19 protein-coding genes and 1 pseudogene are annotated in these 22,408 nt (G+C 68.3%); 7 read left to right on the top strand and 13 right to left on the bottom strand.

The window, feature by feature from the left end:
* A pseudogene (locus tag O1Q03_RS11170) lies at nt 1-305 on the bottom strand (hypothetical protein); the annotation flags it as partial.
* A gap of 13 nt (nt 306-318) precedes the next feature.
* Nucleotides 319-645 carry a hypothetical protein gene (locus tag O1Q03_RS11165; protein ID WP_269503411.1) on the bottom strand — a complete coding sequence of 109 codons (327 nt, stop codon included), beginning with the start codon at nt 643-645 and terminating at the stop codon, nt 319-321.
* 524 nt (nt 646-1,169) lie between these two features.
* On the opposite strand from O1Q03_RS11165, the gene O1Q03_RS11160 reads away from it, so the two are divergent.
* The 3 genes from O1Q03_RS11160 to O1Q03_RS11150 are packed head-to-tail and all read left to right on the top strand — an operon-like array spanning nt 1,170 to nt 3,770.
* A complete protein-coding gene (locus O1Q03_RS11160; protein ID WP_269503410.1) occupies nt 1,170-2,582 on the top strand; it encodes a cytochrome ubiquinol oxidase subunit I in 1,413 nt (470 codons plus the stop codon).
* Nucleotides 2,583-2,611: 29 nt separating this feature from the next.
* Nucleotides 2,612-3,619, top strand: a complete 1,008-nt coding sequence (gene cydB, locus O1Q03_RS11155) for a cytochrome d ubiquinol oxidase subunit II (protein ID WP_269503409.1) — start codon at nt 2,612-2,614, stop codon at nt 3,617-3,619.
* Entirely contained in the window at nt 3,591-3,770 is a 180-nt protein-coding gene (locus O1Q03_RS11150; protein ID WP_269503407.1) for a hypothetical protein, read from the top strand. The genes cydB and O1Q03_RS11150 overlap by 29 nt, the downstream gene beginning before the upstream one ends.
* 116 nt (nt 3,771-3,886) lie before the next feature.
* Here O1Q03_RS11150 and O1Q03_RS11145 read toward each other — a convergent pair whose 3' ends face one another.
* From O1Q03_RS11145 to O1Q03_RS11110, 8 genes are all read right to left on the bottom strand, one after another.
* Nucleotides 3,887-4,171: a helix-turn-helix domain-containing protein gene (locus O1Q03_RS11145; RefSeq protein ID WP_126368508.1), complete on the bottom strand. Its 285-nt coding sequence runs from the start codon at nt 4,169-4,171 to the stop codon at nt 3,887-3,889.
* 14 nt (nt 4,172-4,185) lie between these two features.
* Nucleotides 4,186-5,502 carry a type II toxin-antitoxin system HipA family toxin gene (locus O1Q03_RS11140; protein ID WP_269503405.1) on the bottom strand — a complete coding sequence of 439 codons (1,317 nt, stop codon included), beginning with the start codon at nt 5,500-5,502 and terminating at the stop codon, nt 4,186-4,188.
* A gap of 120 nt (nt 5,503-5,622) precedes the next feature.
* Entirely contained in the window at nt 5,623-5,817 is a 195-nt protein-coding gene (locus O1Q03_RS11135; protein ID WP_034206306.1) for a YqaE/Pmp3 family membrane protein, read from the bottom strand.
* A gap of 121 nt (nt 5,818-5,938) precedes the next feature.
* Nucleotides 5,939-6,394: a TIGR00725 family protein gene (locus tag O1Q03_RS11130; protein ID WP_269503428.1), complete on the bottom strand. Its 456-nt coding sequence runs from the start codon at nt 6,392-6,394 to the stop codon at nt 5,939-5,941.
* 76 nt (nt 6,395-6,470) lie between these two features.
* Complete coding sequence (locus O1Q03_RS11125; protein ID WP_269503402.1) at nt 6,471-7,301, bottom strand: ABC transporter permease; 831 nt, start codon at nt 7,299-7,301, stop codon at nt 6,471-6,473.
* Nucleotides 7,302-7,311: 10 nt separating this feature from the next.
* The gene (locus O1Q03_RS11120; RefSeq protein WP_269503400.1) at nt 7,312-8,400 is read right to left on the bottom strand and encodes an extracellular solute-binding protein; all 1,089 of its coding nucleotides are present in this window, start codon (nt 8,398-8,400) and stop codon (nt 7,312-7,314) included.
* A gap of 26 nt (nt 8,401-8,426) precedes the next feature.
* Nucleotides 8,427-9,470: an ABC transporter ATP-binding protein gene (locus O1Q03_RS11115; protein WP_269503398.1), complete on the bottom strand. Its 1,044-nt coding sequence runs from the start codon at nt 9,468-9,470 to the stop codon at nt 8,427-8,429.
* A 7-nt stretch (nt 9,471-9,477) separates the two neighbouring features.
* Nucleotides 9,478-10,329 (bottom strand): ABC transporter permease, encoded by an 852-nt coding sequence (locus O1Q03_RS11110; protein WP_269503397.1) that lies wholly within the window; start codon nt 10,327-10,329, stop codon nt 9,478-9,480.
* Between the two features lie 163 nt (nt 10,330-10,492).
* Between O1Q03_RS11110 and O1Q03_RS11105 the strand changes: the two genes are divergently transcribed.
* On the top strand, nt 10,493-11,389 hold the full coding sequence (locus O1Q03_RS11105; protein ID WP_269503396.1) for a LysR substrate-binding domain-containing protein: 897 nt from the start codon (nt 10,493-10,495) through the stop codon (nt 11,387-11,389).
* A 102-nt stretch (nt 11,390-11,491) separates the two neighbouring features.
* Here the strand turns inward: O1Q03_RS11105 and O1Q03_RS11100 are convergent, their stop codons facing one another.
* Entirely contained in the window at nt 11,492-13,168 is a 1,677-nt protein-coding gene (locus tag O1Q03_RS11100) for an alkaline phosphatase family protein (protein ID WP_269503395.1), read from the bottom strand.
* Nucleotides 13,169-13,469: 301 nt separating this feature from the next.
* Here O1Q03_RS11100 and O1Q03_RS11095 point away from each other — a divergent pair, with 301 nt between their 5' ends.
* A complete protein-coding gene (locus O1Q03_RS11095) occupies nt 13,470-13,691 on the top strand; it encodes a hypothetical protein (RefSeq protein WP_269503393.1) in 222 nt (73 codons plus the stop codon).
* A 79-nt stretch (nt 13,692-13,770) separates the two neighbouring features.
* On the opposite strand, the gene O1Q03_RS11090 is transcribed toward O1Q03_RS11095, so the two are convergent.
* Both O1Q03_RS11090 and O1Q03_RS11085 read right to left on the bottom strand, forming a co-directional pair.
* Nucleotides 13,771-17,568, bottom strand: coding sequence for a DUF748 domain-containing protein (locus O1Q03_RS11090; RefSeq protein WP_269503391.1), 3,798 nt, complete (start codon nt 17,566-17,568; stop codon nt 13,771-13,773).
* A 163-nt stretch (nt 17,569-17,731) separates the two neighbouring features.
* A complete protein-coding gene (locus O1Q03_RS11085) occupies nt 17,732-19,159 on the bottom strand; it encodes a DUF1254 domain-containing protein (protein ID WP_269503389.1) in 1,428 nt (475 codons plus the stop codon).
* On the opposite strand from O1Q03_RS11085, the gene O1Q03_RS11080 reads away from it, so the two are divergent.
* Both O1Q03_RS11080 and O1Q03_RS11075 read left to right on the top strand, forming a co-directional pair.
* Nucleotides 19,101-19,289 carry a hypothetical protein gene (locus O1Q03_RS11080; RefSeq protein ID WP_269503432.1) on the top strand — a complete coding sequence of 63 codons (189 nt, stop codon included), beginning with the start codon at nt 19,101-19,103 and terminating at the stop codon, nt 19,287-19,289. The two genes, O1Q03_RS11085 and O1Q03_RS11080, sit on opposite strands and share 59 nt — an antisense overlap.
* Nucleotides 19,290-19,528: 239 nt before the next feature.
* The gene (locus O1Q03_RS11075; RefSeq protein ID WP_269503387.1) at nt 19,529-22,315 is read left to right on the top strand and encodes a heavy metal translocating P-type ATPase; all 2,787 of its coding nucleotides are present in this window, start codon (nt 19,529-19,531) and stop codon (nt 22,313-22,315) included.
* Nucleotides 22,316-22,408: the final 93 nt, after the last annotated feature.

Genomic DNA, 22,408 nt, shown 5'->3' with positions numbered 1-22,408 from the left:
CCCGCGCCGACCGCCGCGCCGCTGCCGCCGTTGAACGCCGCGCCCGCCGCCGCACCGAGCGCGGTGCCGACGGCCGCGCTGCCGAGCGCGCTCGCGGTCGATGCCTGTCCGGCGCTCACGCCGCCCGATTGCTGGAATGCGTATTGCCGGCAGTTCGCGTCGTCGACGCGGAACTGGTCGAACGATTTGCCGGTGCCCGGCAGCGCCATCACGCTCGGGCCAGCCGGCATGTATGCGCACGCGCCGAGCAGGCCGGCCAGCGCCAGCACGCCCGGCACACGCAGGGATCGAATTGCGTGGTTCATCATCGGGGCTCCATCACTGCGGCCGCGCCGGCACCGATCGCCAGCCCGACTTGCAGGTCTTCACATACGGGTAGTAATGCCGCGACGCGTCGCAGTAGTACCAGAGGTCCGCGTCGCCGCCGGCCTGCGGCTGATCCTTCTCGACGTACTCGGGCGGCGGGCCGGGATCGACCGGCACCGCGACGACGGGCGGCGGGTAGTAATACGGCGCCGGAACGACGGGGTAGTAATACGGGTAACCGGGGCCGACATAGACCCCGACCCGGGCGGCATGCGCCACGCCGCCCGTCGCGACGGCCACCGCGGCGGCCGCGCCCAGCGCGAGCTTCAATCCATTCACGTCACGTTCTCCGGGAACACGGTTCGTCGATACGAACCCGATACTGGGAACGCTACGCCGCGCGCGATCCGGCATCCATTACGCGCACGCACACGATTGTTGCGCGACGTTACTGGTGTGACAGACACGGGCAACGAGGCGCGCCGGCACGCCATCGTGCGTTACACACTAATGCGTGGAAACGGATTCGCGCGGACTTGAACAGGACGATGGCAGCGCGCCGGCCGCGTGCCTCCCGTTACACGCGGCGTGCACGGATACGCCGGATCGTTCCGATGATGCGACGCGCCATATTGACGCACGTGCGGCAGACCGCCACGCCGCGCCCGCGCGCGTCGCGCGCCCCGTTGTTGATACGAATCAATGATTTACGCCGAAATCACGCGCGACGGGCTCGACATCTGCGACGAGTTGGCACATTTCGAGGCGCAACATCGCGATCCATACTCCAGCCAACCCCGACGCACGTCCGCCGGGGTCCGCCGGCACCCGCCGTCGGGTATCGTCAGCCTCGGTCAACTGGTATGGACACCGCATTTTCGGCCCTCGATCTGGCCCGCCTGCAATTCGCGTTCACCGTCTCCTTTCACATCGTCTTCCCGGCGCTGAGCATCGGCCTCGCGAGCTTCATCGCCGTGCTCGAATATCGCTGGCTGAAGACCGGCAAGCAGTACTACAAGACGCTGTGCCTGTTCTGGTCGAAGATCTTTGCGGTCGCGTTCGGGATGGGCGTCGTCTCCGGCGTCGTGATGAGCTATCAGTTCGGCACCAACTGGTCGGGCTTCTCGAGCTTCGCGGGCTCCGTCACCGGCCCGCTGCTGATGTACGAGGTGATGACCGCGTTCTTCCTCGAAGCCGGCTTCCTCGGCATCATGCTGTTCGGCTGGAACCGCGTGAGCCCGCGCGCACACTTCGGCGCGACGCTGATGGTCGCGATCGGCACGCTGATCTCGACGTTCTGGATCCTCGCGTCGAACAGCTGGATGCAGACGCCGCAGGGCTTCGAGATCGTCGACGGCCGCGTCGTGCCGACCGACTGGTTCGCGATCATCTTCAACCCGTCGTTCCCGTACCGCCTGTTCCACATGGCGATCGCCGCGTTCATCGTCGCCGCGCTGGTGGTGGCCGCGACGGGCGCGTGGCACCTGCTGAAGGGCCGCCGCGACAAGGGCGTGAAGAAGATGTTCTCGATGGCGCTGTGGCTGCTGCTGATACTCGCGCCGCTGCAGGCCGTGATCGGCGACCAGCACGGCATCAACACGCTGAAGCACCAGCCCGCGAAGATCGCCGCGATCGAAGGGCTGTGGGAAACCGAGAAGGGCGGCACCGCGCTGAACCTGTTCGGCATTCCGGACATGCAGGCGGAAACGACCCGCTACGCGGTGCAGGTGCCGCACCTCGGCAGCCTGATCCTCACGCACAGCTGGGACGGCGAGATCCGCGGGCTGAAGGACTTCCCGCCCGAGGACCGCCCGAATTCGACGGTCGTGTTCTGGAGCTTCCGGATCATGGTCGGCCTCGGCTTCGCGATGATCGGCCTCGCCGCCCTCGCCTGGCTGCTGCGCCGCCGCGGCCGCCTGTATGAATCGAAGTGGTTCCAGCGCTTCGCGCTCGTGATGGGCCCGACCGGTTTCGTGTCGCTGCTCGCGGGCTGGGTGACGACCGAAGCCGGCCGCCAGCCGTGGGTCGTCTATGGCGTGATGCGCACCGCGCAAGCCGTGTCGCCGCTGTCGGTGCAGCAGGTCAGCCTGTCGATGATGACGTTCGTGATCGTGTACTTCCTCGTGTTCGGCACCGGCGTGTACTACATGCTGAAGCTGATGAAGGCCGGCCCGGCGCTGCCCGATGCGAAGCACGACGACACCCCCGACACGCGCCGCGATCACACCGCGCGCCGCCCGATGTCGGCCGTCGACGAACTGATCGAGACCGTCTGAGCCCACCCATTCCGCATACGAGAAAACCTATGGACGTCACCGTAATCTGGGCCGCGATCATCGCATTGGGGCTCTTCATGTACGTCGTGCTCGACGGCTTCGACCTCGGCATCGGCATCGTCTTCCCGTTCTTCCCGGACGAGAAGGAACGCGACCTGATGATGAACACCGTCGCGCCCGTGTGGGACGGCAACGAAACGTGGCTCGTGCTCGGCGGCGCCGGGCTGTACGCGGTGTTCCCGATCGTCTATTCGACGGTGCTGTCGGCGCTGTACCTGCCGCTGATCTTCATGCTGGTGTGCCTGATCTTCCGCGGCGTGTCGTTCGAGATCCGCGCGAAGGCGCGCCGCACGAAGCAGCTGTGGGATCTCGCGTTCATCGGCGGCTCGGCCGGCGCGACGCTGTTCCAGGGGATCGCACTCGGCGCGTTCCTGCAGGGCATCGACGTGAAGGACGGCGTGTACGTCGGCGGCGCGTTCGACTGGCTCACGCCGTTCAGCCTGCTGACGGGCCTCGGCCTGATCGTCACGTATGCGCTGCTCGGCTGCTGCTGGCTCGTCGCGAAGACCGAAGGCGACGTGCAGCGCCGCCTGCATCGCGTGGTGTGGCCGCTGACCGTCGTGCTGCTCGGCTTCATCGCGGTGATCAGCCTGTGGACGCCGCTGCAGGATCCGGCCATCGCGCAGCGCTGGTTCGATTCGGGGCTGTTCTGGCGCCTGCTGCCGGTGCCGTTCCTGGTCGCCGGCTGCGCGGTGTGGATGCGCCGCGCGGTGCGCGCCCGCCACGACATGACGCCGTTCGTGCTCGCGCTGGCGCTCGTGCTGCTCGGCTACGTCGGGCTGCTCGTCACGTTGTTCCCGTATGCGATTCCTCAGACGATGACGATCTGGGAAGCGGCCGCGCCGCGTTCGAGCCAGACCTTCACGCTGGTCGGCGCAGCGGTTATCCTGCCGATCATCATCGCCTACACGACGATGGGTTATTGGGTATTCCGAGGCAAGGTGCGCCATGAAGACCAGCATTACTACCACCACTGATTCCACCGCCGGCCAGCCCAGCGCGCCGCGCTCGAAAATGCGCGGCTGGATGTGGTTCGTCGTTCTGTGGGCGGGCGGCGTGCTCGGCGCCGTCACGCTCGGCTATGCGTTCAAGATCTTCATGAACCTGACGCTGTTTGCGGTGAAGTAGGCGGAGCGGCCGCCCGGGTCGAACGATGGCCCGGGCGGCCGTTTTGTCGTGGATGGCTGCGGCTTCAGCCGCATACTGCCAGCGCCGCAAGAGCCCGCGGACAACACGTCTCCCGGCTACGCGTCCTGCCGCACCACACCCAGTTTGAGCCCCAGCATGCCGAAGATGCGACTCATCGTCTGTACCGTCCCGTCACTGCGGCCCTGCTCGATATCCTGAATCGTCTTGGTCGACACGCCTGCGAGCTTGGCCATTTCGGCGCTCGTCAGCCGCATCGTCTTCTTCAGATGGCGCACCGATTCGCGCAGCGACCATTCCGGGTGCGCAAGTACGTCCTCGATCGCTTGCCGCCTCAGCGCGAGCTGTTCGGGAAGCGACATCGCGTTATAGCGTTTGTCCATGGTGTCGTGCCCGCTCAGCGCAGCGCATCCAGTTCACGGGCCAGCCGCTCCAGGCCCGGTTTCAGAAATGCATGCACGTCGGGCTCTAGGCCAAAATCCGCACCCTGATCGGCGATCTCCTGCAGACGTGGCGCCATTGCATGCAGCCGCGCACGCAGTGCGTCACGATCCAGCACGGGCTGCCCCTCTCCCGCCTGCTGCTCGCTCGATCGGACAACCCCATCGAGCACCCGCTCCCAATCTGGCCGACCGGCATCATTTCCCTCCCAGCGAATGCGTCGCGCAATGCCATCGGGATGCAGATACATCGGTGCAAAGTCGAAAAGCGGCGTCAGCGCGATGCGCCCTTGGAAATCGCGTTGCAACGCGGTGTTTCGCGCATGATTGTCCTTGTTGCCCAACGCAAGATTGGCGACGTCGCGACACAAGTACTCGGCAATCTCGGCTTGGGGATCCGTACATTGGCGTACGAGATGCGCGCATACCTCGTCGTGATTCGGCACGACGCCGAAGCCGGATTTGCCCGTCAACGAAGCAATGCTTTCCTGAGCGAACCGGACAACGCCGTCGCCGACTCGTGCACGATCGAACCGCGGAATGAACAGGGCTCGATCACGCAGTGTCAACTCCGCATGCACGCGCAGCCCGAGACGCCGGGCCAAAGCCATGTAGGGTGCTTCGTGGCGCAGGATCTGTGCAAGGCGCTCGTTGCTGCCGCGCCCGAACTTGACGATGTAGTGCGCAACCGCACGCTCGTCGGGCAACGTGTGATCGAGATAGAGCAGTCCGTCGTCAGCGCGGGTCAGCAACAGCTTCGGCCATTCACCCTGCACACCCGAAGAGCCCGCAACGAAGAATCCGTGTTCGGCGAGATACTCGCTGAATGCGTCTCCGCGCATGGCAACGTCGTCGTCCGTGAAACCTTGCTGCGGCCCCTGTCGCTCGGCAAGCCACTGCGCGGCTTCCTTGATCCGCAGATTGCCGATCGAATTGCCAGCTCCCGCCAGCAGTAATGGCCAGTCGGCACGCTCCTCCGCCGTTTCCGGCAAATCGAGGCGGCGCAATAGTTCCTGGCGGCCGAAACCCTGCGGCAACAAATCGATCAGGAAAACCGGCCAGTGTGATGTCACCAGCGGCTCGAGTTCGACCGGAAAAGTGCATGACATCGCATGCGCGTCACGCGCAGCCTGATGACAAACGATCCATTCGACGTCGTAACCCGAATACGTACGGCCGCGCCATCCTTCGTCAGGCTCGCCGAACAAGGTGACGCTGCCGATGTCGTGCCAGCGACCGGCGGCGTGCAGCTGAATGGTGCAGGAATTCGTCATTTCGGCAAAAATCTATACAAATCCTATCTGTCGATACGAATAAAGTATATAAATTTCTACCGAAATGCAAACTGTGCGGCCGAACTGCCCGGAATGGGTTCCGCTGCCACTCATTGTGGCCTACCCCCGCCCGCGCAGCGCTGCCTCGATCTTGCGATCGGTCTTGTACTGGCTCAGCGCATACACCGACCAGATCGCGGCCGGCAGCCAGCCGATGATCGTGAGTTGCAGGAGTAGACAAATTATCCCGGCGATCGGGCGGCCGATCGTGAAGAACTGGAACCACGGGAGCAGCAGGGCAAGCAGAAGGCGCATAAACGATCCTTTCGGTGCGTCGTTGGACGGGTGATACCCGGCCAATATGGCGGGTTGTGCGCACCGTTTCAAGCCCGGGCACGACGCGCGCCGGACGAAGCGCCGTACCGATACCTCCGCGCTACGCCGAATCGGCCAGCCACTGCGCGACGCGCGCGACGAGCCGATCCGCTTCGTCGAAGCATTCGACGCCCGCGACCTGCGGCGCACCGCAAATCGTGAACACCGGCTTGCCCCACTGCAGCCCGAGCGCGATTTCGGACAGCGTGCCGAGCCCGCCGCCCACCGCGATAAGGCACACCGACGCGCGCGCGACCAGCGCATTGCGCGTGATGCCGAGCCCGGTCGGCAGCGCGACGCTCAGGTACGGATTCGCCAGCGCGGCATCGTCTTCGGGCAACAGCCCGATCGCGCAGCCGCCGGCCGCGTGCGCACCGCGCGCGGCGGCCTCCATCACGCCCTGCTTGCCGCCGCCGACGAGCGCGATACCCGTCGCCGCTACCGCATGCGCGATCCGTTCCGCGACCCGCATCTGTTCATCCGTCGCGTCGCGCGGGCCGATCACGCCGACCGGCATCCGGTGCCGCTGCGTGCCGCGTTGCCGTTGCGCCAGTCGCGCGAGCGCGTCGCGCGCCGGTTCGGACCACGCACTTTCAATGACGCCGTTGCCGAACAAGGCCTTCCCCCAGTGCAAGAACGCAGGTACAGATGGCCGTCAGCACGATCGACAGCACGGCCGCCTGCGAGAAATCGGTTTGCCCGTCCGACAGCTTCAGATACATCAGCAGCGGCAGGATGTTGATCTGCGTGCCGGCCAGCGCGAGCGCCGTGCCGTACGTGCCGAGCGCGATCGCGGTCACGAGGCACCACGCGGATGCGACCGACGGCCACAGCTCGCGCCACGCGACGTCGAGCCATGCGCGCCACGGCCGCGCGCCGAGCGTCAGCGCCGCTTCGAGCGGCCGTCGGTCGAGATTCGCGAGCGTCGGGTAGATCATCAGCGCGACGCGCGGAATCAGGTAGTACGCATAGGCGAGCGCGAGCCCCGGCATCGTGTAGATCGCGCCGCCGACCACGGTCGGATCGGCGCCCAGCGCGGCCAGCAGCGTGGTCACGAAGCCCGCGCGGCCGAATGCGAGGATGAACCCGTACGCGATCACCAGCCCGGAAAACGCCAGCGGCACGCCGAGCAGCGCGAGCGACCAGTGGCGGCGGCCCGGCGACTGTCCGGCGAGTGCGAACGCGACCGGCACGCCGACGGCGACCGACAGCGTGCCGGCGCCCACCGCCAGCGCCAGCGAGCGCGCGATCGCATCGGCGACGAGCGGATCGCGCCACACCGCCGCGAACGCACGGCCGCCGCCCGCGCATGCCGCATCGACCAGCGCGGCCAGCGGCAGCACGAAGCACACCGCAAGCAGCGCCGCCGCGGGCAGCGCGCCGAAGCGGCGCAGCACGCCGCGCTCGGGTAAGGAAGCCTGCATCCCGCGCCCCTTACTGGCCGAGCGTGGCCTGCGACCACAGCTGGTCGACCTCGGCCTTGCGCGCCGCCGCCTTCGCGACATCGAGCGGTCGCACCTGCGGCGCGTTCGGCAGCTTCGCAGCGACCTCCGGTGCGACCGGCGTACCCGGCACCGCCGGACGGACATAGCCTTGCGCGAACAGCGCCTGCCCGACGTCGCTCATCACGAGGTTGAGCCAGAGCTGCGCGGCGGACGGATTCGGGCCGTTCTTCACGAGACTCATCGCATAGGGCGCCGACACGCTGCCGTCCTGCGGAATCACGACGTCGGCCGCGTCGCCCATGCCGTCCGCGTACTTCGCCTTGAGGCCGTCGTTCTCGTAGCCGATCAGGATCGGAATCTCGCCCTTCACGAACTTCGCGTACGGCGTCGTGCCCTCGACGCGCAGCACGTTGCCGGCCTGCTTCAGCTTGCCGAAGAAGTCGGCGCCCGGCTTCGGGTTCTCGACGCTGCCGCCGTTCGCATACGCGGCCGCGAACACCGCGACCTGGCCCTGCCCGGTCGAGCGCGGGTCGAGGTAGACCACCGCGTTGCGGTACTCGGGCTTCAGCAGGTCCGACCACCGCTGCGGTACGTTCTTGACGAGCTTCCGGTTGACGAGGAACGCGATATTCAGCGAATGCACGGCGAACCAGCGGGCGTCGGTCGCGCGAAACACGCCCGGCAGCTTGTCGAAGTTGATGGGCCGGAACGGCGCGACGACGTCCTTGCCCGCGGCGTCGAGCGCCGACGCCGCGAAGTAGTACGCGGTATCGGCCTGCGGACGGCGGCGCGACTTGTCGAGCGCGACGACGGTCGCGGCCGAGCCGATGTCGTTGTACGTGATCTCGACCTTCGGGTAGCGCTTGCGGAATTCGGCGAACAGCGCCTTCCAGTTCGCCCATTCGGGGCCGGTGTCGAACGACACGACGAGCCCTTCGTCGGCCGCCTTTGCGTACAGCGCGTCTTCGCCCGGGTACAGCGGTGCGGCGTGCGCCGCCGCGCAGGAAAGCGCCGCGAGCGCGCACAGCGCCAGCACGCGGGCGCGCATGGCCTTCACAAAGAGGGAGCCTGCAAGCATCGTGAATCTCCGTTGAACGAAAGAGGTCATTGCGCGGCCGGCGACGCCGGCAGCACGAGCAGATGGCGAGGGTCGATCGCGATGCTGCGCGCGGCGGGCTCGCGCCCTTCGCACAGCAGCACGTCGGCCGAGCCGGCGGGAATGAAGTCGTAGCGCTGCGTCGCGCCGAAATAGCGCACGTCGCCGCGGCGGCCGTCGATGCGGTTCGCGCTGTGCTCCGGCGGATCGGCCTGCACGTGTTCGGGTCGCACCAGCACCTCGATCTCCGCGCCCGGCCGGTGCTCGCCCGTTTCCGCGCGCAGCGTCGCGAAACGCACGTCGACGATGCCGTGCGCGAGCACGCGGCCGCGCAGCAGCGTCGAATGTCCGACGAAGCGCGCGACCTGCGCGGTCGCCGGGCGCTCGTACAGGTCGCGCGGCGTGCCGGCCTGCAGCACGCGGCCGCCGTCGACGATCGCGACGCGGTCGGCCATGCTCAGCGCCTCGTCCTGGTCGTGCGTGACGAACAGCGTCGTCGCGCCGCAGGCGCGCTGCAGCGCGCGAATCTCGTCGCGCAACTGATGGCGGATGCCGGCATCGAGCGCCGCCAGCGGCTCGTCGAGCAGCAGCAGCTTCGGTTCGATCACGAGCGCCCGCGCCAGCGCGACGCGTTGCTGCTGGCCGCCGGACAGCATCGCGATGCCGCGCATCGCATGCGCGGACAACCCGACCCGCTCGAGCATGCCCAGCGCGCGCCGGCGCCGCACGTCGGCCGCGACGCCGCGCATCCGCAGCCCGTACGCGACGTTGTCGACCACCGACAGGTTCGGGAACAGCGCGTAGTGCTGGAACACCATCCCGACCCCGCGCCGCCACACGGGCACGCCGGCCACGTCGTCGCCGCCGATCGCGATGCGGCCGCGCCAGCCGTCGAGCAGCCCGGCCGCGAGCCGCAGCAGCGTGGATTTGCCCGACCCGCTGCGCCCCATCACCGCGAGCAGTTCGCCCTGCGCGGCCGACAGCGTGACGTCGTCGACGCCATGACGGGCGCCCGGATACTGAAAGCTGACGTGTTCGAATTCAAGACTCATGGATGACTCACTTCAGACGTTGCACGGTGCCGACGGACACGAGCGTGGCGAGCACGGCGAGCACGAGCAGCACGACGGTGGCCGCGCACGCCATCCCCGTCGCGCCGTAGAACGCCTTCAGCAACACGATCGGATAGTTCCGGTAGCGAAAGCCGGCAATCAGGTTCGAGATCTGGAATTCGCCGATCGACAGCGCGGCCACCATCACGAGGCCGGAAAACACGCTGTGGCGCAGGTTCGGCAGCACGATCGTGACGAACTGGCGCAGCGGCGTCGCACCGAGCGTCGCCGCGCAGGCCTCGAGCCGCGCGAGGCCGAGGTGGCGCAGGTCGCCGAGCAGCGTCTGCAGCAGATACGGCAGCGTCAACACCGCGTGCGCCGCGATCATCAGCGGCAACGTGCCGAGCCACGGCAACGTGTCGCCGCTGAAGATCGCGATGTAGCCGAAGCCGAGCGTCAGCGCCGGCACGGCGACCGGCATCAGCATCACGACGCGCGTCGCGAATCCGCCGCCGGCTTGCGCGCGATGATGCAGCGCATACGCGAGCGGCAGGCCGATCACCGCGTTGAGCGCGCAGCACGCCAGCGCCACCATGAAGCTCACGCCGAACGCGCGGGTGAAGCTCCGGTTCGCGGCCAGGTCGGCAAACCAGTGCCCGGTGACGCCGGCGGGCAGCAACGTGTTCGTCCACGATTCGCCGACCGCGCCGATCAGCAGCAACGCGATCGGCAATAGCAGGTAGAGGCCGAACCCCGCGAGCAGCGCCTGCAGCAGCAAGCGCCCGACGGAAGGCCGGGCCGGTTTGTTACGACGAATCGGAATACCGTCGGCGATGGCCGGGGCGGTTGACTCAGGCATGAAAACACTCGCTGACGATCGGAAAAAAACCTCGCGCAACGCCTGCCAGATGAGGCCGGCGTGCGTTGTCGAAGCCGGCGCAGTGTGCGGTTCCGACATGGCATCGTCATGAAAAAAACGTAAAAAGCGCGCATCGACCTGTGCAAGGACGGAACAGCCCGCCATGAAGCACCTGTATCCGAACGTGGCGGAGCTGCATGCATTCGCCACGTCCGCGAAGTACCTGAACTTCTCCTATGCGGCCCGCGAACTGGGCCTGACGCCGAGCGCGGTCAGCCGGCAGATCGCGAACCTCGAGGCGCTGTTCGGCGTGAAGCTGTTCGTGCGCGAGGGGCGCGGGCTCGCGCTCACCCGTGCCGGCCAGGTGTATCACGCGCGCGTCGTCGGGCCGCTGCGCGAAATCGGCAACGCGTCGATCGAACTGCTGAGCGCCCGCGAGAACAGCGACCTGCTGACGATCGCCAGCGTGCCGACGTTCACGACCAAATGGCTGTTGCCGCGCCTGACGCGCTTTCTCGCCGCCGCGCCGGGCGTCACGCTGAGCTTTCGCCGTCATCTCGCGCCCGGCGACGTGTTTCCGTTCGGACTCGACGCGGCGATCCGCTATGGCGACGGTGGATGGGAAGGCGTGCGAAGCGACTATCTCGGCGGGCGGACCTTCGTGCCGGTCTGCTCGCGCGAATTCGCCGACCGGCATGCATTACACGCACCGGCCGACGCGGCGGCGGCGCCGCGCCTCGTGCACGAGCAGGCGGAGATCGCGTGGTCCGCGTGGGCGGAGCGTCATCGCGCGACGCAGATGAACGCGCTGGCGGGGCCGCGCTTCGAGCAGTATTCGGTGCTGATTCAGGCGGCGCAGGCCGGGCTCGGGATCGCCCTCGTGCCGCGCTTCCTGATTCTCGACAATCTCGCGGCGGGCACGCTGGTCGAGCCGTTCGACGCGCCGGTCGACGTGGACGCGCAGGGACACTACCTGTGCTACGCGCCCGAGCGCCTCGACACGAGCGATGCGTTGAGGCGTTTCAGGGAATGGATGCTGGACGAAGCCGGGCGCGCGTAAGCGGGACACGACGTCGCCCCGAAAACGAACGGCGCACACCGCCGCACGACGGCACGCGCCCGTTGCCCGACGCCGCGCGACGGCGGCGTCCGGCATGCAGCGTCAATGCCCGATACCGAGCCCCGGCAGCACGCGCGTGTGCTCGGCCACGACCGCCTGCAGCAGGCGCGGATCAGCGCCGAGCAGCCCGAGGATCGTCGGCGCGACCTGCTTCGTGCCGACCACGTCCGTCACGGTGCGCGCGCGATGCAGCCCCGGATACGACACGAGCAGGCCGAGGTGGCTGTCGTCCGGCGCGTTGCCGCCGTGCTCCTCGTCCTTCTTCGTGCTCGACGTGTAGATCACGCCCGGATTCGGCTGGACGATGATGTCCGGCGTGCGGCCGTTGGCCGGATCGCCGAACCGGTCGGCCAGCGCCGCGCCGTACAGCACGTACGCCTGCGGCCCGTCCGCGCAGATCCCCGGCGCGTTGCAGCCGAGGTTCGCGTTCAGCGCCTGCACCACCGCCGTGCGCTGGTTGCGGTCGCGCAGCCAGATCAGGCCGACGTCGTCGGTCTGCACGAAGCCCGTGCCGACCAGGCCCGAACCGTCGTTCAGGTTGCCCGTCGTCGTGTTGTTCTGGCCGAAGTTGCCGTTCGGGTCGATGAAGTTGTTCGCTTCGAGCAGCTTCGTCAGCGTGTCGCCGTTCTTCACGAGCTTCGTGTGATCGGTCGGCGACTGACCGTGCTTCGCCGTGACGATCACGGCCGTCGACGCATACAGGTTCGCCTGCTTCAGCGCCGCGACGACCTCACCGATCGCGTTGTCGACATAGGTGATCGCATTCGCGACCTGCCCGTTCGGCGTGAAGTTCGCATCGAGGTAGCCGCCGCCCTTCGCGACCGGCGCCTTCTGCGCGACGCTCAGCGTCTGGAAGTTCGCGCCGAACAGCGTCGGCACCGGCGCGGTCTTCGTGCCGGTCGAATCGCGCCCGCCGATCTGATTGATCAGCGCCTGCACGTGCAGGTTGTCGAAGCGCGCGGTGTGCGAATAGACGTCCGTGTAGTCGGTGTTCGTCGCCGGGTCGATCGAGTTGATCTCGGTGCGCGCGAGATCGTCGACGCCGGTGCCCGACGGGCCGTTCAGCCAGTCGTAGCCCCACGCGTGCTTGTCGGCCCACGCGGTGTACGCGTTCGGCACGCCGGCCTTCACGGCCTCGAACACGGTGTTGGTCTTCACGTAGTTGTGCGGATAAACGGGCACGCACTGGCCGTTGACCTTCGCATGCGGGATCGCCTGCGGGTTGAACGCGCCGCCGCCGTTCAGGTTCACGAGCTTGCCGCCGTTGAACGCGTCGATGCCGGTCGTCTCGTCGAACACGACGTTCCAGCCCTGCTTGCCCGAGCACGTCGTGTCGCTCGGCGCGTACAGGTTGCGGTCGTACGACACGTCGTAGAACAGGCCGGCCGTCTTCGGCGAGCCGCCCGTCACGAGCGCCGCGAGCCCCGGGAACGAATCGGACAGGCCGGGCGTATACGCGTTCGTGTACGTGACGCCGCTTTGCGCGAGCACCGCGATGTTCGGACACGTGTTCGCGCCGATGCAGCGCGCGAGATCCTGCTCGTGCAGGCCGTCGATGCTGAGCAGCAGCACGTGCTGCACGACGCGCCGGCCGTGCGCCGCATCGTTGCCCTGCGCGTTGCCGTCCTGCTGCGCCGCGCCGGCGCCCGTGCTTGCGAGCGCCAGCGCGCCCGCCACCATCACTGCCATGTTTCGTTGCTTGGCGAACCTCGAAATCATCACCCCACCTCATCGATTGATGTTGAACTGCGTGACTTGCCGACAGGCGCGCAAAATATCGCCGCGTCGTGCGGCGTTCGCATGAAGCGGGGCTTTCTGTTTTCTATCAAACGTAACCAATCGCAAGTGACACGAAGCGGTCGCAAAGCACGGTGACCTGGCGCACGCTGCGACGTGCGCCCCCGACATCCGCACCGCGCTGGTGCACGGGGCGCGGCCTTCCCCGCCGCAAGATTTTTTTCGGGGTTGGCGCGCGACTATTGGCGTGTGATAAAGGGTTTTCCCTGACCCGGAGCCTGGTATGTCGACCCTGGAAGCGCTTCGGTTCGTGCTCGACGATGCACGGACCCCGGAGATCATTCGCCATCACGTCGTGGACGCGCTGCAGTACGCGTTGCGCAATCACGGATCCACGTTCACCACGAAGGAAGTCGAGTGGCTCGCGCAGTGGGACGATGCGCGGCTGCCGCTGGCCGCGAGAAAGGAACTGGACAAGCGCGAACCGGCGATCGCCGTGCGCTGAAACGAAACGCGCCGCCGCGCCCGCCTGACATGCGGACGCGGCGGCGGCGGAGCGTGGATGGCCCGGTACCGGGCGCGGCTTACTGGAGCCCGAAGTCGACGCGCGTCGTCGCGCCCTTGTCGTCGATGCCCTTCGCGTCGAGCTTCGGCGCGACGATGAACATGCGGCTCGCATCGATCTTGCCGTCGAGGTACTGACGCACGGCTTCCGCACGCTGCTGCGCGAGCGCGCGCAGCGCGTTGTCGTCGGCCGGCGCGTGCTCGGCGAGCGCCTGCTTCATGTCCGCATCGGGCAGCGTCTTCTGCAGGCCGACGAGGTTGCGCGGCTTCTTGAAGTCGGCGGCCTTGTACGCGCGCGTCAGGTACCTGGTGTACTCGGACGGATCGACCTTCACCGACATCGGATCGACGCTCTCGCCCTGGCCGACCACGTCCTTCAGCTTCTGCTGGCGCACCAGGCGATCGACGTACGCGTCGCGCAGCCCCGGCGTGTCCTTCGCCGGATCGACGCGGCCGATCAGGTCCAGCCGGATCGACGGCTTCTCGGTCAGCATCTTCACGACGGTGTCGAGCTTCCCCTGCTGCGCGTCGGTCAGCGCGTACGAGCCCGGCGCGAACTCGACATAGCCGAGATCCGCACCGCCGCTGCCGAATGCATGCGAGAGCAGCGTGAACGGCGACGTGACGGCCTTCGCGATCAGGTTCAGCACCGCGCGCCAGATGAGGCCGCCGACGCTGAATTCCGGATTCGACAGCGAGCCCGACACCGGCAGGTTCACGTCGATCTGGCCGCGCGTGTTCTTCAGCAGCGAGATCGCGAGCTTCACCGGCAGCTTGGTCGCCGTGTCGTTGTCGATGTGGTCGCCGAACGTGAGCTGGTCGATGAAGATGTGGTTGTCCGCCGACAGTTGATCGTTCGCGAGCTGGTAATGCAGATCGACGTTGAGCTTGCCCTTCGTGATCGGATAGCCGGCGTACTTCGCCGAATACGGCGTCAGGTTGGTCAGCTCGATGTCGTGCGCGGTTGCCGTCAGGTCGAGCGCCGGTTTCTCGATCAGCGGATTCACCGAGCCCTTGATCGAGATCGGCCCGTTGCCCGCCAGGTTCGCGGCGACGTCGACCGGCGCGGACGTCGTCGAGTCCGTGCCGAACGCGCCGACCGTGCCCTTGATCGCGACGAGGTTCGCCGTGTAGTTCGGCTTGATGAAGTTGTCCGTGTACGTGACACGGCCGTTCTGCAGCACGAGTTCGCCGAAGTGCATCCGCACCGGGTTCTGCGGCTGCGGCGCGGCCTTCACGACCGCCGTCGCCGACGCCGCGGCCGGCGCGGACGCCTGCTGCGCGGCCGCGGCCGATGCGCCCTGCGCGGCAGCCGGCGGCGTCATGCCCGGCGACAGCGGCACCGGCTCACCCTTGCTCGCGTCGCGCGTGAGCGATTGCGCGGGGCCCGTCTGCTTCGCGACCACGTCCTTCAGGTTCAGCCGCCCCTGCGCATCGAGCAGCACGCGGCCGTAGAAGTTCGAGAACGTCACGCGCGCCGCGTCGACGTCGGTGCCCTTCTCGTCGTAGCGCACCTTCAGGTTCGACAGCGCGAGCGAGCGCCAGCCCGCGAACGGGTCGGAGGTCGCCTTGTCGAGCATCCGCACGTCGACCAGCGCGGCATCGCCGCGATAGGTCGCGCGCGGCGCGTCCTTCACCTGCGCGAACGTCAGGTTGCCCTGCGCGTTGAGCAGCGCGCTCGCGATGGTCGCGTTCAGCGCGCTGCCGAAGTACGGCTCGAACGCGGCCGCGTCGACGCGGTTGCCGTTGATCTTCAGGCCGAGCTTCAGCGGCTGCGCGGTCACGTCGCCCGACACGTCCAGCGAACCCTTGCGGTTCAGCGTCGCCTTCAGTTGCACGGGCAGCGGCTTAGTCAGGTCGTCGCTGATCTTCTGCACCGACAGGTCGAGCGGCTTGATCGCGAGCTTCACCGGGCGCGGCGTCGACAGGTCCGTGAAGTTCGCGGACGAATCCTTCACGTTCAGCGCGTCGATCCGGTAATGCCACGACGGCGCGACCGCTTCGGCCTTGCGCGCGACCGTGCGCTTGGGCACCGCCGCCTGCGCGGGTTCGGCCAGCGCGGCGAGGTCGATCTTGCCGTCCTTCAGGCGCTTCACGTCGAGCCCGAGGCCCGTCGCATCCACGCTCGCGAGTTCCGCGCTGCGCGCGGCGACGTCGATCTTCGCGATCGTCGCGGTCGCATCCGACAGCGCGATCGCGGGCGCCTTCGCGTCCGGCGTCGCGAGCTTCAGCGACTTCAGGCTCAACGTGCTGTCGGCAACCTGCGCGTCGAGCGGCGTCTTGCCCCAGTCGGCCTTCGCGTTGACGCGCGCGCCGAGCGTGCCGTCGAGCACGCGCGCACGGGTCGCTTCGCCGAGGTACGGCTGGAACGCCGGCAGCGCGAGCGCATCGATCGTCAGCTTCGTGTCGGCCTGCTTCGCCGCGAGGTTGAGCGCACCTTCGGCCTTCACGTCGCCGCCATGCGACAGCGACGTCGACAGCGTGTATTTCGCGGGCGTCTTGCCCTGCAGCGTGAAGCCGTCGAGCGTCGCGGCGAGCCTGGTCAGCGACATCGCGGTCGGCGTCGCCGGCACGCGGTCGTCGACGTTGACCGTGCCGCCGTCGATCGCGAAATGGCGGATCGTGAGGTCGAGCGGCAGTGCTTTCTTCGCAGCGGCTTCGGCCTTTGCGCCGCTCGCCGCATCGGCGGCGGTGGTGGTGGCCGATGCGCCCGATGCAACCGGTTTGGCCGCGGTGGCCTTCGGCGCGGCGGCGGGCTGGCCGGCAAGCTTCTCGACGTTCAGCACGCCCTGCTTGTCGCGCGACAGGTCGACGACTGGCTGGTCGATGCGGATCTCGTCGAAATGCAGCACGTTGCGCAGTGGCTCGAGGCCGGCCGCCGCGACGTGCACGCCACGCGCCGCGAACAGCGGCTCGGACGCCGGGCCGGTCACCTTCGCGTCGTTCAGGTCGACGGTGCCGGACACGCGCAGCGTGGGCGAATCGCCGCTCATCACGAAGTTCAGCGTGAGGTCGCTGCTCAGCAGGCCGCTCGTCACGATCACCGGCAGCTTCGACGGCGCGTACGAAACCAGCTTCGGCACGTCGAGGCGATCGAACTTCAGCGCGACTTCGGATTCGCGCGACGGCGCGAACGGCTTGGTCCTGCCGTCGATCGCGATCGGGCTGCCGTCGAACCGCGCGCGCAGCTTCGGCTGCACGAAGATGTCGGTCTTCGACGGCAGCGTCGCGATGAACGGGATCCCGAGCGTCCAGTTGTCGACCACGTGCTTTTCGTTCAGCAGACGATCGTCGAAGTCGATCCGGCCATCGTTGACCTGGATGTTCGATACCGAGAAATGCGTCGGCTTGCTGTCAGGCTTGGACGGCGTCGAGAACTTCTCGATCAGATCGGTGAAGTTGAAGCGCTGCGCGTCGTAGCGAACGATATGAAAACGCGGCGAATCGATCCGCAGTTCGTCGACGATCGGCGCGCCGCGGAACAGCGACGACCACGACGGCCGCACGACGAGCTTGCCGATGTCGACGAAGTCGCCGCGGCCGCCGCGCTCGCCGACGCGGACGCCGTCGGCCTCGAGGTTCAGCGTGTATGGATTCAGCGCGATGCGCTGGATGCTGGCCGGCCGGTCGAGCTGCTGGCTCAGTTGCTGTTCGGCGATGTGGCGGATCAGCGGCGGCGCCGCGAAGAATCCGAGCAGTCCGAACAAAACGAGAAAGATCAGCACGCCGAGGCCGATACGCCGGGTCCGGCGGGAGCGTGCAACGCCGCCGAGGGCATGGAGGGTCGAGGGTACGGTTGCTTTGTCTGCGCTTGCCATGCTGGGATGCCTCGGGAATGGATGCCGGCCGCACCGGAAAACCGGCACGGCCGCGCACGCTATCCCGAAAGTATAGGCTCAGGTGGTGACGGAACGGCCGATGGGCGCGGCCGCCGCGCCCGCCGTTCGGACAGCGGCGGCCGTCGGCGGTTCATTTCGGATGTTATTTCCGCACGACGACGGGCGGCATCCACGACCCGTCGCTTGCCTGCGGCTTCGGTGCGTACAGCCGCAGCGCGAGCATGAACTCCGTGCGCGGCGCGGGCAGCCAGTTGGCGCCGCCCGGCGAGCCCGACACGACCACGTCGATCGAGCCGTCGTGGTTGCGGCGCAGGCGGTCGCGATCGCCGAGCGAGCGGCGCGCCGCGCCGACGTCGGGCAATGCGCCGCCCGTCGTGTACGGCGTGAGCGTCCAGAATCCGCGCACCGGCGGCAGCGCGCCCGGCGCGAAATGCAGCACGTAGCGATTCGCGCCGTTCAGCGAATGGCCGTCGCTGTCGACGCGCACGACTGCGAGCGTCTCGTCGTCGCGCGTCGCGGTGCCGAACTGCGTATAGGCCGCATAGGCGCGCAGCGCGTAATCCTGGCCATACTTGCCGGCCGTGTCGCCGATCCAGCTCCAGCCGTTCGCGTTCAGCAGATTCGGCGGCGGCGCCGGGAGCCGCGCGCGCGCTTCGGCGACGCCAGCCGTCGCGGCGGTCAGGCGGTCGCCCCTCCACAGCACCGGGTAGCCGGCCGACACGCCGATGTCGTTCAGCAGTTCCTGCGCATGCGCGTCGTCGGCCGGGGCGGGATTGTCCTGCAGCGCCTGCGCGAAGCGCGTAAAGAACGCCTTCGGATCGAGCGCAGCCACCTGCTCGGCCGGCGTGCCGCCGCTCGCGGCCTCCGACGGCGCGCTGCCCGCATGGACCGCGACCGACGCGCCGCGTGTGGCGCCCGTATAAACGGACAGCGGCAGCACGCGAATCGCGCGCTGCAGTTTCTTCACGTTGGTCAGGTCGCGGCCGCCGCTCGTCTGCAGCCGCACTTCGAGCCACACGTTGGCCGACGGCACGTCGATGCGCACGGCGCCCTTGGGCAGCGTGCCTTGCCAGTCCTTCGTCGCAAAGGCAATCGTTTGCGATCGCGCGCCGCCGCGAGCCGTACGCGCGGCCACGCTCGACGACGACCACAGTACGTTCGTCCACATGTCGAGCGCGCGGGCATCCCAATAGCGGCCGCGGGTGTCGGGCAGCGTGACGACCACCGGCTCGGCGCCGACGTCGAGCCAGCCGGTCGAGTCGAGCGTGTCGACGCCCGGCAGCGGCGGGTTCAGCGCGCCGACCGGCGGCAATGCCTGTGCATGACGCAGCGTATTGAGCGGCGCCTGCCCAGGTTGCGCGCCGTCGCCGCCCGTCGCGGCTTCCTTCGCGACATCCATCAGCACGAGCGGATAGGCATACACATAGGAGTCGGCCACTTCGGCGCGCATCCAGCCGGTTTTCCGCTGGATCGCATCGGGTTGCGACGCGCACCCCGTCAGCAGCGCCGCCATGACCAGCGACACACCGGCGCGGCGCAGAGAAATTGATTCTCGTAGGTTTTCAATCATCGATTACTGGCCGAATATCGTTCTTTTCAGTCAACGCCCTGTTCGTCGCGCGACCGGCGAAAGCAAGGCACCTCAGCCGGCCGAGCGCCGCTTTGCGACGGCGGCCGCTGATTTCAGGCCGGTATCATAGCGCCTAAGGGCATCCCCCAATTTGCCGAATAGCGGGCGGGGCGGCAGGCGGCCGTCGTCAGCCGGAAATCGCGTCGATCCGGCCTCCCGAGCCGCGCGCGTCGGCCATTCGTACGGGGCGACAGGCGCGGCAGACGTCCATCCGTGCGTCGAATCGTCGCCGGCGCTTGACCTTCCCATCATGGGAATGTTGATACTGGGATCATTCGCGGCACGAACCGCGCTTCTGGGGAATCCGACATGACTGAATCACTGGCGTCCGCGGCGCTGCAAACGATCGAGCTGAGCGTCGACGGCATGCATTGCGGCGGCTGCACGGGCCGCGTGCAGCGCGCGCTGGCCGCCGTGCCGGGCGTCGTCGAGGCCACGGTCGATCTCGATGCGCATGCCGCGACGGCGACCGTGCACGACACGGTCGACCCGGCGCGGCTCGTCGAGGCGCTCGGCGCGGCGGGATATCGCGCGACGGTGCGTGAGCCGGCTCTGGATGCCGCGGGGGCGTCGGATGCGCCGGTCGTTGCGACGACCGAGCTCGACATCGACGGGATGACCTGTGGGTCGTGCGTGTCACGTGTCGAAAAGGCGTTGGCGAAGGTGCCGGGTGTCACGCGTGCATCGGTCAATTTGGCAACCGAGCGTGCCTCCGTCGACGCCGCGCCCGGCGTTTCCGCTTCGCAGTTGGTCGATGCCGTCACGCAAGCCGGCTATGGCGCGACGCCCGTCGCGACTACCCCACCGCCGGCTTCCGCTGCCTCGTCCGCCTCGACCGATCTCGAATTCGACATCGGCGGCATGACGTGCGCATCCTGCGCCGGCCGCGTCGAGAAAGCGCTGGCCGCCGTGCCGGGCGTCGCGCGCGCGTCGGTCAATCTTGCGACCGAGCGCGCCTCGGTACATGGCGCCGGCCCGCTCGATGCCGCCACGCTGATCGCGGCGGTCACGACGGCCGGCTACCGCGCAGCGCTCGCCGCCGCGCCGGAAGCCGACGCCGCAGTCGGCGCAGACACTACTTCACGGGCCCCCGCCCCGGCGCAAACCGCCGACGCCCGCAAGCGCCGCGAAGCGATCCGCGAGCGCAACCTCGTGATCGGCTCGGCCGTGCTGAGCGCGCCGCTCGTCGTGCCGATGCTCGTCGCGCCCCTCGGTATCGACGCGATGCTGCCCGGCTGGCTCGAGCTCGTACTCGCGTCGATCGTCCAGTTCGGCTTCGGCGCACGCTTCTACCGCGCGGCCTGGCACGCGGTGAAGGCGCGCACCGGCAACATGGACCTGCTCGTCGCGCTCGGCACGTCGGCCGCGTTCGGCCTGAGCCTGTGGATGCTGTTGCGCGACCCGGCGGAGCCGGGCCACCTGTACTTCGAGGCATCGGCCGTCATCATCACGCTGGTGCGCTTCGGCAAATGGCTCGAAGCGCGCGCGAAACGCCAGACGACCGAAGCGATCCGCGCGCTGAACGCGCTGCGCCCCGACCGCGCACGCGTCGTCGAGCACGGCGTCGAGCGCGACGTGCCGCTCGCGCAGGTGCGCGTCGGCACGACGGTCAGCATCCGCCCCGGCGAGCGCGTGCCCGTCGATGGCCGGATCGTGTCGGGCCGCTCGCACGTCGACGAATCGCTGATCACCGGCGAAAGCCTGCCGGTGCCGAAGGACGACGGCGATCCGGTGACCGCCGGTTCGATCAACGGCGAAGGCGCGCTCGTGGTCGAAACCACCGCGATCGGCGCGGAAACGACGCTCGCCCGCATCATCCGCCTCGTCGAATCCGCGCAGGCGGAGAAGGCGCCGATCCAGCGGCTCGTCGATCGCGTCAGCGAAGTATTCGTGCCGGCGATCCTCGCCATTGCGGTGCTGACGCTGATCGGCTGGTTGATCGCCGGCGCCGGCACCGAAACGGCGATCCTCAACGCGGTGGCGGTGCTCGTCATCGCGTGTCCGTGTGCGCTCGGCCTCGCGACGCCCGCCGCGATCATGGCCGGCACCGGCGTCGCGGCGCGCCACGGCGTGCTGATCAAGGATGCGCAGGCGCTCGAACTCGCCCAGCGCACCACCGTGATCGCATTCGACAAGACCGGCACGCTGACCGAAGGCAAGCCGTCCGTGACGGCGTTCGAAGCCGTCGGCGTGTCGCGCGAACAGGCGCTCGCGCTCGCCGCGGCGGTGCAGCGGCACAGCGATCACCCGCTCGCGCGCGCGGTGGTCGCCGCGCACGATGCGGACGTCGCGACGCGGCGCGGCGCGGCCGGCTCGGCCGACAACCCCGTCGCCGCCGATGCGCGCGCGGTGGCCGGACGCGGCGTCGAAGCACGCGTGAACGGGCAACTGCTCGCACTCGGCAGCACGCGCTGGCGCGACGAACTCGGCATCGTCGTGCCGGCCGAACTCGACACCCGTGCCGCGGAGCTCGAACGCGCGGGCAACACCATTTCGTGGCTGATGCGTGCCGACGCGCCGCGTGCGCTGCTCGCGCTGATCGCGTTCGGCGACACCGTGAAGCCCGGCGCCCGCGACGCGATCGCGGCACTGTCGGCGCGCGGCATCTCGAGCGCGCTCGTGACGGGCGACAATCGCGGCAGCGCGGCGGCCGTCGCGGCGGCGCTCGGGATCGGCGAAGTGCATGCGCAAGTGCTGCCCGACGACAAGGCGCGCGTGGTCGCGGAACTGAAGCGCAGCCATGGCGGAATCGTCGCGATGGTCGGCGACGGGATCAACGACGCGCCGGCGCTCGCCGCCGCCGACGTCGGCATCGCGATGGCGACCGGCACCGACGTCGCGATGCATACGGCCGGCATCACGCTGATGCGCGGCGATCCGGCGCTCGTCGCCGACGCGATCGACATCTCGAAGCGCACGTACCGGAAGATCCAGCAGAACCTGTTCTGGGCGTTCGTCTACAACCTGATCGGTGTGCCGCTCGCGGCGCTCGGCTGGTTGAACCCGGTGATCGCGGGGGCGGCGATGGCGTTCTCCAGCGTCAGCGTGGTGACGAACGCGTTGCTGTTGCGCAGATGGAAGGGGCGCGCGCGATGAGGGAGCGTGCGAGGTAGCGCGGCGCGCAAACGGGCGGGACAGCGGGACAGCAACTGGCCCGCCTACCGCCGCCACTCCGGATTCACCGGCTTC

The organism is Burkholderia sp. IMCC1007, assembly GCF_027257875.1.
GTDB lineage: Bacteria > Pseudomonadota > Gammaproteobacteria > Burkholderiales > Burkholderiaceae > Burkholderia.
This window is presented reverse-complemented; position numbering and strand designations above follow the sequence as displayed.

What these genes read in the sequence shown, in the direction of transcription:
- O1Q03_RS11160 (WP_269503410.1), top strand. Translation starts at nt 1,170, where the DNA reads ATGGACACCGCATTTTCGGCCCTCGATCTGGCCCGCCTGCAATTCGCG.
- cydB (WP_269503409.1), top strand. Translation starts at nt 2,612, where the DNA reads ATGGACGTCACCGTAATCTGGGCCGCGATCATCGCATTGGGGCTCTTC.
- O1Q03_RS11150 (WP_269503407.1), top strand. Translation starts at nt 3,591, where the DNA reads ATGAAGACCAGCATTACTACCACCACTGATTCCACCGCCGGCCAGCCC.
- O1Q03_RS11145 (WP_126368508.1), bottom strand. Translation starts at nt 4,171, where the DNA reads ATGGACAAACGCTATAACGCGATGTCGCTTCCCGAACAGCTCGCGCTG.
- O1Q03_RS11140 (WP_269503405.1), bottom strand. Translation starts at nt 5,502, where the DNA reads ATGACGAATTCCTGCACCATTCAGCTGCACGCCGCCGGTCGCTGGCAC.
- O1Q03_RS11135 (WP_034206306.1), bottom strand. Translation starts at nt 5,817, where the DNA reads ATGCGCCTTCTGCTTGCCCTGCTGCTCCCGTGGTTCCAGTTCTTCACG.
- O1Q03_RS11130 (WP_269503428.1), bottom strand. Translation starts at nt 6,394, where the DNA reads ATGCCGGTCGGCGTGATCGGCCCGCGCGACGCGACGGATGAACAGATG.
- O1Q03_RS11125 (WP_269503402.1), bottom strand. Translation starts at nt 7,301, where the DNA reads ATGCAGGCTTCCTTACCCGAGCGCGGCGTGCTGCGCCGCTTCGGCGCG.
- O1Q03_RS11120 (WP_269503400.1), bottom strand. Translation starts at nt 8,400, where the DNA reads ATGCTTGCAGGCTCCCTCTTTGTGAAGGCCATGCGCGCCCGCGTGCTG.
- O1Q03_RS11115 (WP_269503398.1), bottom strand. Translation starts at nt 9,470, where the DNA reads ATGAGTCTTGAATTCGAACACGTCAGCTTTCAGTATCCGGGCGCCCGT.
- O1Q03_RS11110 (WP_269503397.1), bottom strand. Translation starts at nt 10,329, where the DNA reads ATGCCTGAGTCAACCGCCCCGGCCATCGCCGACGGTATTCCGATTCGT.
- O1Q03_RS11105 (WP_269503396.1), top strand. Translation starts at nt 10,493, where the DNA reads ATGAAGCACCTGTATCCGAACGTGGCGGAGCTGCATGCATTCGCCACG.
- O1Q03_RS11100 (WP_269503395.1), bottom strand. Translation starts at nt 13,168, where the DNA reads ATGATTTCGAGGTTCGCCAAGCAACGAAACATGGCAGTGATGGTGGCG.
- O1Q03_RS11095 (WP_269503393.1), top strand. Translation starts at nt 13,470, where the DNA reads ATGTCGACCCTGGAAGCGCTTCGGTTCGTGCTCGACGATGCACGGACC.
- O1Q03_RS11090 (WP_269503391.1), bottom strand. Translation starts at nt 17,568, where the DNA reads ATGGCAAGCGCAGACAAAGCAACCGTACCCTCGACCCTCCATGCCCTC.
- O1Q03_RS11080 (WP_269503432.1), top strand. Translation starts at nt 19,101, where the DNA reads ATGACCAGCGACACACCGGCGCGGCGCAGAGAAATTGATTCTCGTAGG.
- O1Q03_RS11085 (WP_269503389.1), bottom strand. Translation starts at nt 19,159, where the DNA reads ATGATTGAAAACCTACGAGAATCAATTTCTCTGCGCCGCGCCGGTGTG.
- O1Q03_RS11075 (WP_269503387.1), top strand. Translation starts at nt 19,529, where the DNA reads ATGACTGAATCACTGGCGTCCGCGGCGCTGCAAACGATCGAGCTGAGC.